General features: G+C 60.8%; 9 protein-coding genes. 4 read left to right on the top strand and 5 right to left on the bottom strand.

What is annotated here, in order from left to right; all coding sequences use genetic code 11:
- The gene (locus OCT39_RS10535; protein WP_263584428.1) at positions 1 to 1284 is read left to right on the top strand and encodes a TRAP transporter large permease; all 1284 of its coding nucleotides are present in this window, start codon (positions 1 to 3) and stop codon (positions 1282 to 1284) included.
- A 186-nt stretch (positions 1285 to 1470) separates the two neighbouring features.
- On the opposite strand, the gene OCT39_RS10530 is transcribed toward OCT39_RS10535, so the two are convergent.
- Genes OCT39_RS10530 through OCT39_RS10510 form a run of 5 tightly spaced genes read right to left on the bottom strand, consistent with a single transcriptional unit; the run spans position 1471 to position 7566 of the window.
- Positions 1471 to 2259, bottom strand: a complete 789-nt coding sequence (locus tag OCT39_RS10530; protein WP_263584427.1) for a GntR family transcriptional regulator — start codon at positions 2257 to 2259, stop codon at positions 1471 to 1473.
- Between the two features lie 60 nt (positions 2260 to 2319).
- Positions 2320 to 4719, bottom strand: a complete 2400-nt coding sequence (locus OCT39_RS10525; protein WP_263584426.1) for a glycoside hydrolase family 31 protein — start codon at positions 4717 to 4719, stop codon at positions 2320 to 2322.
- Positions 4720 to 4738: 19 nt separating this feature from the next.
- Positions 4739 to 6037, bottom strand: coding sequence for a TRAP transporter large permease (locus tag OCT39_RS10520; RefSeq protein ID WP_263584425.1), 1299 nt, complete (start codon positions 6035 to 6037; stop codon positions 4739 to 4741).
- Positions 6038 to 6059: 22 nt separating this feature from the next.
- Positions 6060 to 6560 carry a TRAP transporter small permease gene (locus OCT39_RS10515; protein WP_263584424.1) on the bottom strand — a complete coding sequence of 167 codons (501 nt, stop codon included), beginning with the start codon at positions 6558 to 6560 and terminating at the stop codon, positions 6060 to 6062.
- Between the two features lie 4 nt (positions 6561 to 6564).
- Entirely contained in the window at positions 6565 to 7566 is a 1002-nt protein-coding gene (locus OCT39_RS10510) for a TRAP transporter substrate-binding protein (protein WP_263584423.1), read from the bottom strand.
- A 239-nt stretch (positions 7567 to 7805) separates the two neighbouring features.
- Between OCT39_RS10510 and uxaC the strand changes: the two genes are divergently transcribed.
- The 3 genes from uxaC to uxuA are packed head-to-tail and all read left to right on the top strand — an operon-like array spanning position 7806 to position 11908.
- Entirely contained in the window at positions 7806 to 9215 is a 1410-nt protein-coding gene (gene uxaC / locus OCT39_RS10505; RefSeq protein WP_263584422.1) for a glucuronate isomerase, read from the top strand.
- 24 nt (positions 9216 to 9239) lie between these two features.
- Complete coding sequence (locus OCT39_RS10500) at positions 9240 to 10718, top strand: mannitol dehydrogenase family protein (protein WP_263584421.1); 1479 nt, start codon at positions 9240 to 9242, stop codon at positions 10716 to 10718.
- Between the two features lie 11 nt (positions 10719 to 10729).
- A complete protein-coding gene (uxuA, locus tag OCT39_RS10495; RefSeq protein WP_263584420.1) occupies positions 10730 to 11908 on the top strand; it encodes a mannonate dehydratase in 1179 nt (392 codons plus the stop codon).
- Positions 11909 to 11993: the final 85 nt, after the last annotated feature.

Genomic DNA, 11993 nt, shown 5'->3' with positions numbered 1-11993 from the left:
ATGGAAGTCATCATTTTATTCAGTGTGTTTCTGGTGCTTCTGGTGGTGGGGATGCCCATCGCCTTCGCCCTCGGCATCTCGTCGATGTCCTATCTACTGATGGAGGGCATTTCGCTGACCATCGTGCCTCAGCGCATGTACGCGGGTATCGATACCTTCGTGCTGTTGTGCATTCCCGGCTTCGTACTGGCCGGTAACCTGATGAACGTGGGCAATATCACCGAGCATATCGTGCGTTTTTCCAACGCGCTGCTGGGTCACATTCGCGGCGGGCTCGGCCTGGCCAACGTCGGCGGGTCGATGATCTTTGGCGGTATCTCCGGCACCGCGGTGGCGGATTCGGCGAGCATCGGCTCGGTGATGATTCCCGGCATGGCGCGCTCGGGCTACGACAAGCCCTTCGCCGCCGCCGTTACTGCTGCCTCGTCCACCGTCGGCCCGATCATTCCGCCCAGCGTGCCGATGATCATCGCGGGCTCCTTGAGCGGGATTTCTGTAGGCCGCATGTTTCTGGCCGGCGCCGTGCCCGGGCTCTTGATGGGCGTGGCGATGATGGTCACGGTGTACATCCTCGCCGTTCGCCGCGGCTATCCGAAAGAGCAGCGCGTGCCGTTTTTGCAGCTGCTGCGCGAAGCCAAAACCGCGTTTTGGGCGCTGCTGATGACCGTGATCATCCTCTACGGCATCATCGGCGGCTTCTTCACGCCGACCGAGGCGTCGATCGTCGCCTGTGTCTACGCGCTCGCAGTAGGTATGTACGTCTACAAGGGACTGACCTGGCGCAAGCTTCCGGGCATTCTGGTCGACACCGTGCTGACCTCGTCGTCGCTTTTGCTGATGGTCGGTCTTGCCAACCTGTTCGGCTGGATTCTGACCAGCGAGCAGATTCCGCAAATGATCGCCACGCTGATCCTGTCGATCAGCGAGAACCCGCTGATCGTGCTCTTGATTCTCAACCTGATTCTTTTGTTCGTCGGCGCGTTCATGGAAACCATCGCCGCGCTGATCATTCTGTTTCCTGCGCTTGTCGGCGTGGCGACCGGCGTTGGCGTCGACCCGGTGCACTTCGCCGTGATTGCGGTGCTCAACCTGATGATCGGCCTGACTACGCCACCGGTCGGCGTGTGTTTGTTCGTGGTCGCCGGCATCGGCAAGCTGCCGATGCTCTCGGTCGCCCGCGCCATCGTCCCGTTTCTGCTCTGCAACCTGGGCGTACTGCTGCTGGTTACCTACGTTCCGGCCATTTCACTGTGGCTGCCGAATCTGCTGATGGGGAGTAACTAACGGAAAGGGCCGCGACGAGGAGAGCTCTCAGCGTCACGGCTCGAATTCATGGTGTGAGAAATGGGGCATCAAGAGGGAGGCAGCGGTACGCGTCAGGCGTATCGCTGCTTTTTTATGGCCGGTGGCGTTATCTTCTTTTCGAATAGCGTGCTATTTCTGCCGAATGGGTTGCTCGACCAGCGGCGTTTAACCCGGTTTATGCGGGTCAAGCAATGCTGTCTTTTTCAAGGCCAGCTTGTTGGCAAACAGGTAATAGTCGGTTTCGTCCTCCTCTTCCAGCGTGCTGGCCTTGAAGAGCATTTCCCGGGTGTTTTCCAGGTGCTGCCACATGGCCTTTTGCGCGCCATCGCTGTCGCGGCGCATGAGCGCCTTGAGAATGACGTCATGATCGTCGCACCAGCTGTCGAGAGATTCGCGATTGCCGATTCGATCGTGAAGCTTTTGCCAAAGCGGGTTTTTGTCGCGCTGGTGCCAGAGTTTCTCGACCAGGTAGACCAGTACGGCGTTCTGGGTCGATTCGGCGATTTTCAGGTGGAAACGCTTGTCCCACTCGGAATCCTGGGAGCGGTCTTCGAGCCGCGCCTGCTGACTGATCTCCACCAGCCGCTGGATATCGTTTTTGGTGATTAGCGTCGCGGCAAAGGCGGCGATCTGGCTCTCGATGAGCTGGCGCGCCTGGAGCATCTCGAAGGGGCCGGCGGTCAGGGCGTCTTCTGCATCGTCATCTCGGGTGGCCTGAGGCTCGTCGGGCGGGGCGAGCACATAGATGCCTGAGCCCTTGCGTACTTCGACGAGCCCCTGCAGTTCCAGCATGATTAGTGCTTCGCGCACCACCGTGCGGCTGACGCCGAGCTCTTCGGCCAGCTCGCGCTCGGCGGGCAGGCGTTCACCCTCCTTGAAACGGCCGGACAGAATACGCTCTTTTAGCTGTCGCCCGGTTTTCTGATAGAGACGTTGCGGAGCGGGCAGTTGCATCGTGGTCATCCATGGGAAGGGCGCGACGCATCGGCCTTGGAAGCCGATGCGCCGGCGGATTTACAGCGCTACGGTAGCCGGTTGACCAGCGGCCTGCGCTTCGCCGTTGATGTAGAGCGTCCGGTCGTCGTCCGTGGCCAGTGTGAAGATGGCCGTCTCGAAGGGCAGCCGATAGCCGTTGTCGACCACCTCGGTGGTGACGTGGATCGCCTCGGCGCTGGTGCGCATGTGCAGCTCGACCAGCGCGTGGGCGCTTTGCCACTGGCTCGTTTCGCCGTCGTCCTCGAAGAGCGTGTAGCTGGAGACGCTATCGTCGCTGCGGGGCGGGAACAGCAGAAAGCCGCGCTGATCCTCGTCCTTGCGCTCGAAAGTACGCGGCGCTTCGTTGATCGGAATGATCGCGCCGGCCTTCACCAGCAAAGGCGTCTGGTGGTAGGGCGCATCGAGTGTGGTGTACGTACCGCCTTCAATGAACCGGCCAGTGTAGAAATCGAACCAGCCGTCGGCGTGTAACGGGGCGTAGACCTCGCGGGTCGAGACGCCCGGCTCGACGACGCTTGCCACCAAAAGCGATTCGCCCACCATGAAGTCGTCGTTCTCCTGCCAGGTACGCGCATCTTCCTCGAAATCGAAGAAGGTGGGCTTGATCAGCGGCTCGTGATGGACGTGGGCCTTGTAGAACGCGCTGTACCAGTAGGGCGTGAGCTTTGATCGCAGCTTGATCAGCTCACGAATGGGGGCCACCGCGTCTTCGTACATCCAGGGCTCGTTGACCGTGGCATCCTCGTTCCAGGAGTGGATGGTGAACCGGGGGTGGAAAATGCCGTTTTGCACCCAGCGGATGAACAGTTCCTGGTCCGGTTTGGGGCCGGCGAAACCGCCCACGTCGTGACCGACGTTGAACACGCCGGACAGACTCAGGCCCAAGCCAGTCCTGTTGTTGAAGCGGATGGTCTTCCACTCGGTGCGGTTATCGCCGGTCCAGGTCTGCACGTAGCGGTGCATGCCCGGCGCGCCAGAGCGCGAAATGAGAAACGGGCGTTTCTCGGGGGCGTATTCCGTCTGCGCCTCGAAAGAGGCCTTCATCATCAGCAGCGGAAAGAGTGCGCGAATGCTGGTGAAGGAGAGCGGCGTGCCGAAGCCAGCGGCCTGGGTGGCCTTGTTCCAGATTTCGTACTCGTTGTTGTCGTTCCAGGTTGTCTCGATACCGTACTCGAGCAGCTGCCGGGTGACTTCATCCTTCCACCAGCCGTAGGCACCTTCATGGGTGAAGTCGATGTGGGCGCCGCCGCCGTCCCAGAACTGGGCAAGCTCGGTGTCGCCGTTGGCATCCTTGAGGAAATAGCCCTGGGCTTCGAGCTTCTCGTACTGGGGGTGGTCGGTCAGAAGCGCTGGCTTGATGTTGGCCGCCAGGCGAATGCCTTTTTGCTTGAAATCCGCCGACAGCTTTTTGGCATCCGGGAATTTTTGCGTGTTCCAGTTGAACACGTAGCGCTTGTGATCGATCGAGGTATAGCCCGAGGAGAGCTGGAACGAATCGCACAGGATGTCGTGCTTTTCGCACTGCTCGATGAACTCCCATACCTGCTCCTGGGCGTTGGGGGCGTCGGTGTAGCTCATGGTCGAGCCCGAGTAGCCGATGCTCCACTTGGGCGGCAGGGCGGTCTTGCCGGTCATCCAGGTGTAGCTGGCCACCACGTCGCGCACCCGGGGGCCGGCAATCATGTAGTAGTCCAGATCGCCGGATTGCGCCTCGAAGTAGCGGTAAAGGCCGTGGTAGTTATCGAGCTCGCGGCCCAGGTCGAAGTAGCCAGGGGCCAGGTTGTCGTAGAAGAGCCCGTAGGAGAAGCTCTGTTCCGGCTTGCGCGTGATGTAGAACGGAATGTGCTTGTAGAGTGGATCCGAGTACTCGGCGTCGTAGCCCATCGCATCGATGGTGAGGTTGCGATAGCGGCCGTGGTGGTGGTCGAGCTGGCCGGTGCGCTCGCCAAGGCCGAAGTACTGCTCCTTGATGTCTCGTTTCAGGTAGTGCTTGATCTCGCTACCCAGCTCCCCGGCGAAGTTGTAGGCCTGGGTCTGACGATCCTGGGCGAAAAGCTGCCACTGACCTTGGGTGGCCTGATACCAGCTAATCCGAAAGCCTTCCTTCTGGATCACGGCTTTCAATTGACGCGTTTGGATCGTGACGCTCTGTTCATCCTCGTCAAGCTCGAATGCCGGCAGGTTGAAGTGCTCGGTGCTGAAGCGGTCACGGCCCTCGGCGGGCAAGTCGTCCTGACCCGGCGCGATGCTCCAGGTTTGGCCGACGTCGAGCCCCTCGCGTTTCTCAAAGAGAACGCGAAAGATGCCCTCCTCGAGAATAAAGACGTGGGCGGCCACGTCCTCGTCCGTTGATGCAAAGGTAAGGTGGTTTTGCTGGGTCTTCGCCAAGTGAAAGCGATAGCGCGCTTGAATATTCATCCAGGTCAATCCTTGAAAATTACATGAGGCCAGCCAGGCGCGGTAGCCACTCGCTGAGCATCGGCACCAATGTTATCAGCATGAGCACCGCGATGACCGCTGCGTAGAACGGCAGAAGAGGCTTGATTACTTCTTCCATTTTCAGCTTGGCAACCGTGCTACCCACGTACAGCGCGCTGCCGCCGGGCGGTGTGATATTGCCGATACACAAGTTGACGACCAGCAGGACACCGAAGTGCACCGGGCTCATGCCGAACTCGGAAACCACCGGCAGGAAAATGGGCGTGAAGATTAGGATGGCCGGCGTGACGTCCATGAAGGTACCGATCAACAGCAGGATGACGTTGATCAGAATGAGGATCAGGATAGGGTTGTCGGTCAGCGCAAGGATACCGGCACTAATCGCGGCCGGAATGCCGGTGAAGGCCATGACCAGTGCCAGCATGGCAGAGGTGCCGATGAGGAACATGATGACCACGGTCAGTTCCGCAGTTTCCTTCAAGATGCCGGGTATCTGCTTGAGCGACAGGCTGCGATAGGCCAGGGAGAGCAGCAGGGCGTAGACCACCGCGACCGCCGAGGCTTCGGTCGCGGTGAAAACGCCGCCGATGATGCCGCCAATGATGATGAAGATCAAAAACAGGCTGGGAATGGCGTCCCACAGCACCTTGAATACCGAGCGCAGCGGGACCTGATGCGGTGAGCGATAGCCCTTGCGCTTGGCGATGACGAAGGCCACCGCCATGGTCGCCAGGCCCCAGAGTAGACCGGGAATATAGCCTGCCAAAAACAGCGCGGCCACCGAGGTGCCGCCGCTTACCAGCGAATAGATGATGAAAAGCCCGGTGGGCGGAATGATCAGGCCCGTCGGCGCCGAGGCGATGTTGACCGCCGCGGAGAACTTGCGGTCATAGCCTTCCTCGTCCTGCAGCGGATGCATGACCTTGCCGATGGCCGCCGCCGAGGCCACCGACGAGCCCGCCAGAGAGCCGAACAGCATGTTACCGACGATATTGGTGTGGGCAAGTGACCCCGGCAAGCGGCCGGTGAACAGGCGAGCCACGTTGACCAGGCGCATCGCGATGCCGCCCTGGTTCATGATGATACCGGTCAGTAGAAAGAAGGGGACGGCGAGCAGCGTGAAGCTGTCGATACCGGTCACCATCTTCTGCGCCGAGGTGAACACGGCGACATCGAACGGCGCGATGAGCAGCATGGTCACGATGGACGCGCCGGCCATGCTGATGGCGATCGGTACACCGATGAACAAAAAGATGAAAAACGAAATGAGTAGACTGAAGCCTGCGATGATCGTCATGGCGCGAATGCCTTATTGTTGATTAAACGTCCAGGGTCTGGTCGAAATCGTTGGGAGTGCCGGCAGCGGCATTGAACAGCTCGGCAATGCAGAACCAGAAAACCAGCACGCCCGAGACGGGCAGCGACAGATAGATATACCCCATCGGAATACCCAGCGAGACGGTCTGCTGCGACATGGTTAACGAGACGAGCCAGATGCCGCCGTAAATCATCACGAGGGCAGAAAAAAGGATCAGCAACACGAGCACCAGGTAGCGAACCATTTTCTGAGAGCGCGCGGAGAACCGGTTGACGAGCATCTCCACCGCGATGTGCTTTTTAGTATGAAACGCCAGCGCTCCGCCGATCATGGTGATCCAGATCAGCGAGTAGCGAAGAAACTCCTGGGAAAAAGTGCTGGGGTCATTGAGCACGTAGCGGCTTACTACCTGCCAAATGGCGACCAGCACCATAACGGCGAGCATGGCCGAAGTGAGTACCGTGATGAGTTTGCTGAGCAAACGATTGATCGTGTTTATCATGGCCTCAAGACTCCGTTTCTAGTGCCTGAATGCGCTCGTAAAGCGGCGCCAGGGTCGGGTTTTCGAGAACCCGTTCGTGCATGGGGGCGACCGCTTCCCGGAACGCATCGACGTCCACATCGCGGTGGAAGTGAACGCCCATCTCCTCGGCCTGGGTCACCGCTTTTTCGATCTCTTGCGCCCAGAGCTCCTTGTGGAACTCGGTCGATTCGACCGCCGCTTCTCTCAACCACTGCTGCTGCTGGGGCGTGAAGCTTTCCCAGCGGTGCTGGCTGAAGATCAGAAGGTCGGGAACGATGGCGTGGGCAGTGTAGGAGTACTCCTTGGCCACTTCGCCGTGATTCGATGAGGTCAGCGCGGTTTCGTTGTTCTCGGTGCCATCGATGACGCCCTGCTGCAGCGCCGTGTAAACCTCGCCGTAGGCCATCGGCGTCGGCGCGCCGCCCATCAGACGAATCATTTCGAGGGCGGTCTGGCTGGGCTGTACGCGAAACTTGAGCCCGCGCATGTCGGCCGGGGTGCGTACCGGCGTATCGATGGTGTAGACGTTGCGAATGCCGGCATCATAGTACGTCAGTCCGAAGAAGCCGTTGTCGGCCGTCTGCTGGTAGATATCCGTGGCGACGTCGCTATCCATGACGCGATAGTAGTGATCGGGGTCGGCAAAGAGATAGGGCACGCTAAACAGGGAATAGACGTTAGAAAAGCTTTCGAGCGCGGTGGCGCTCACCTTTGTGACGTCCACCGCACCTGTCTGAACCAGCTCGATGACTTCCCGCTCGGAGCCCAGCTGACCGTTGGGATAAAGCTGGAAAACGAGCTCACCGCCGCTTATCTCGCGCACGCGCTCGGCGAAGTGGGCAAGCGACTTATGTACCGGGTGGCCTTCGTTCATGTTGTGAGCGAGCCTTAGAAGGGTCACGTCCGAGGACACTTCCGAGGGCATCGAGCAGCCCGAAAGCGCGATCAACGCGCCCGACAAGACTGATATAACGCCTTTATGCATGTTGCCCCATCTCCTGAAAAGCTGTCTTTGATGTAGTACTTGTACGATACGGTCGTTGGGCCAATAAAAATGACCGGCTAAATTGGACTAACCGGTCTGATTATTAAATAAGCCTTTGGTCGCATTGGGTTGATAAGAGGTTGACAATAAAGGCAGTCAAGTCGACTCTTTGGCCCAACCAATTTCATGAGCGCGCCTTTGCCTGCGCAAGGCACGCACCGATCGCAATGGAGCCTCTGATGGCAGCATTTCTGGATGAGGATTTTCTTCTCGATAGCGAGATGGCCAAACGTCTATACCACGGCTACGCCAGCACTCAGCCCATCTTCGACTACCACTGCCACCTACCGCCTCGGGAAATTGCCCAGAATACGCGCTTTGACAACCTCACCTCGATTTGGCTGAAAGGCGATCACTACAAGTGGCGCACCATGCGCTGGAACGGCGTGGACGAGCGGCTCTGTACCGGTGATGCGAGCGACTACGATAAATTTCAGGCGTGGGCGGCCACCGTGCCTCATACGCTGGGTAATCCGCTCTTTCACTGGGCTCATCTCGAGCTAAGACGCCCCTTCGGCATCACTGGCAAACTGCTTTCGCCCTCGACTGCAGATGCCATCTGGGACGAGGCCAACGCGATGCTGGCAACGCCCGAATTCTTTGCGCGGGGAATTCTCGAGCAGATGAACGTCCGTCTGGTCGGCACTACCGACGACCCGGCGGACGATCTGAGCCATCATGCCGAGATTGCCGCGGATCCGAGCTTCGCCGTAAAAGTGCTGCCGAGTTTTCGACCCGACCGCGCTTTTAAACCGGCCGCCGAAGATTTCCCGGCGTATCTCGAAAAGCTGGGTCGCGCCGCGGATGTCGAGATTCGCGATATCACCTCCCTCTACACCGCGCTCGAAAAACGCCTGAATCACTTCCATGCCCATGGCTGCCGGATTTCTGATCACGGCATCGAACGCGTCGCCTACGCCGAGGCGACCGATGCCGAGCTCGATGCCATTCTCGAGCGTCGTCTGAACGGCACGCTGCCCGACGAGCACGAGCAGGCGCAGTTCATGACCGCGGTGCTGATCTTTTTGGGCCGGGAATACCACCGTCGCGACTGGGCGCAGCAATACCACATGGGGCCGCTGCGCAATAACAACGCCCGCGGCTGGCGCGAAATCGGCGCCGATGCCGGTTTCGACTCCATGGACGACCGGCCCATGGCCGCACCGCTCAACCAACTGCTCAATGCCCTTGATCGGGATGACCGGCTGCCGCGTACCATTCTTTATGGCGTCAACCCGGTCTTCAACGAAGTATTGGCGACCACGGCGGGCAATTTTCAGGGCAACGGCATTCCCGGCAAGGTGCAGCTTGGCTCCGGCTGGTGGTTCAACGACCAGCTCGACGGCATGGAGCGTCAGATGACCCAGCTTTCGCAGTTGGGGCTTTTAAGCCGATTCGTGGGCATGCTGACGGATTCGCGCAGCTTTCTTTCCTACACCCGCCACGAGTATTTTCGTCGCCTGTTATGTCGCATGCTGGGGCGCTGGGTCGAGCAGGGCCAGCTCCCCAACGATGACGCCTGGCTTGGCAGCATGGTCAACGATATTTGCTTCCACAACGCGCGCCGTTATTTCGGTATCGATGTGTAGGAATCGGTTCAGGAGAGTAGAAAAGTGAGTGTACAAACCATCAAGGCCAGCCAACGCGCTGGTCACATCGGCATCGTCCATCTGGGCCTGGGCGCGTTTCATCGCGCCCACCAGGCGGTGTATCTCGAACGCTATCGATGCCGTACCGGCGACGATCAGTGGGGCGTGAGTTCGGCGAATCTGCGCCGCGGCGCCTCGCTGGTCGACTCCCTGATTGATGCGGGCTTTCGCTACCACGTGGCCGAGTACCGCGATAGCGACAACGTGACGGTTCGCGAAATAGGCGCTATCGAAGAGGCGCTGTTCACCGGCCAGGGCGCGGACGGGCAGTGGGGGCGCGACCTTGCGGCGCTGCTTGATCGCCTTGCGAATGTCGAGACGCGTATCGTCACGCTCACCGTCACCGAGAAAGGTTATTTTTTGAACCCGGCCAGCGGCGAGCTTTTGCAAAGCGACCCGATGATCCAGGCGGATATCGCCGCACCGCAAACGCCGCGTACCGCACCGGGTATTCTGGTCGAGGCGCTGCGCCGGCGCCGTGCAGCGGGCACGCCACCGTTCACCGTACTCTGCTGCGACAACATGCCGGACAACGGCGAGCGCACCCGCCAGGCGGTGGCCCAGCTTGCCCAGGTTCAGGAGGCGGCGCTCGCCGACTGGATCCTGGAGCACGTCGCGTTTCCCAGCAGCATGGTCGATCGCATCGTGCCTGCCATGACCGAGCAGGACTTCGCCGCCCTCAAAACGCTTGGCGTCGAGGATGCCAACGCCGTGGTGTGCGAGGCCTTCTCGCAGTGGGTCGTTGAAGACCACTTCCCCGAGGGCCGCCCGGTCTGGGATACGGAGGGCGTGACCATGGTCGCCGATGTCGCGCCGTTTGAGACCATGAAACTTCGTATGCTCAACGGCAGCCATTCGCTGCTCGCCTATCTCGGTTCGCTCGCCGAGATCGAGACCGTGTTCGACGCCGTCTCTCAAGCGCCGTTTCAGGCGCTTTTAAGCCGCTACATGAATGAGGAAGCCGCCCCGACGCTCGAGACGCCCGCCGAGATCGATCTGAACGCTTACGCGGATTCGTTGTTGGCACGCTTTGCCAACGACAGCCTGCGCCACAAGCTCCAGCAGATCGCCATGGACGGCAGCCAGAAGCTGCCTCAGCGCTGGCTGCAGGTGGCCGAAATCAACCTGTCCGCCGGCCGCGACACCGCCTGCGTGGCGCTGGGTCTGGCCGGTTGGATTCGCTACACCGCTGGTACGACGCTGGCCGGTCGCGCGTTTCGCGTCGACGACCCGATGGCCGAGCGGCTTACAGCGCTCCACCACCGGCACGGCGATGACGCGGCCGCGCTGGTCGACGCTTTCTTCGGTCTCGAGGCGGTGATGCCGGACACCGTGGCGCAAAGCGAGCGTTTCAAGCAGCAGGTGCTTGATGCTTACCGCGCACTGACCGAGCGCGGCGTCGGGCCGGCCGTTGCCGAGCTTGCCACCCAAAGCGCTCGCTAAAAGGAGACTCCATGGAACATACCTGGCGCTGGTTCGGGCCCAACGACCCGATCCGACTCAGCGAGATTCGCCAGACCGGCGCAACCGGCATCGTCACCGCGCTGCACGATATTCCCAATGACCGGGTCTGGTCGGTGGAGGCGATTGGCGAGCGCAAGGCGATGATCGAAGCCGCGGGGCTTGGCTGGTCGGTGGTCGAAAGCGTGCCGGTGCCCGAGGCGGTCAAGAAGGGCCTGCCCGAGCGCGACGCGCTGATCGATACCTACTGTCAGACGCTGAGGAACCTGGCCGCCTGCGGGATCGACGTCGTTTGCTACAACTTCATGCCGATTCTCGATTGGACGCGCACCGACCTGACCTACGCGCTTGCCGACGGTGCCCGGGCACTGCGCTTCGACCAGACCGCTTTCGCCGCCTTCGATCTCTACCTGCTCGAGCGCCCCGGCGCACTCGACGAGTACTCCGAGGCCGACAAACTGGAGGCCAAGCGCTACCTCGAGACGCTCGATGACGCCGGGCGTTCGAAACTTATCGACACGCTGATCGCCGGGCTTCCCGGCGCCGAGGAGCACTACACGCTGGCGCAGTTTCGTCAGGCGCTCGAAGGCTACGCGAAAATCGACGCCAAAACGCTGCGCGACAACCTCGGCTATTTCTTGCGTGCGATTATTCCCGTGGCGCAAGAGGTCGGCATTCGCATGGCGATCCACCCGGACGACCCGCCTCGCGGACTTCTGGGGCTTCCCCGGGTGGTATCGACCCGTGACGATGCCCAGTGGGTGATCGACTGCGCGCCGAGCCCGGCCAACGGCATCACCTTCTGCACCGGCTCGTTTGGGGTGCGCGAGGACAACGACCTGGTGGCCATGGCGCGCCACTTCGGCCCGCATATTCACTTCGCTCACCTGCGCTCGACAAGGCGCGAGAGTGACCCGCGCTCGTTTCACGAGGCGCCACACCTGGCCGGCGATGTCGATATGGTCGGCGTCATACAGGCACTGGTCGAGGAGGAGCGCCGGCGCGAAATGGATGGCGGCGCGCGCCTGCCGATCCGCCCGGACCACGGCCACCATATGCTCGACGACCAGCAGCGCCAGACAGCGCCGGGCTATCCGCTTTATGGGCGGCTGCGGGGGTTGGCCGAGCTTCGCGGCGTGGAGGTCGCGGTGAAAGCGCTCACGTCACGCTAGGCTTCCCGGTACCATGGAAAAGCCCCGTCGGAACTCGCTCCGGCGGGGCTTTTATGTTTCTGCGCGCGGCTTTCAAGACGGCGTG

The sequence above is a fragment of the Halomonas sp. GD1P12 genome, assembly GCF_025725645.1.
In the GTDB taxonomy this organism is placed as follows: domain Bacteria; phylum Pseudomonadota; class Gammaproteobacteria; order Pseudomonadales; family Halomonadaceae; genus Vreelandella.
This window is presented reverse-complemented; position numbering and strand designations above follow the sequence as displayed.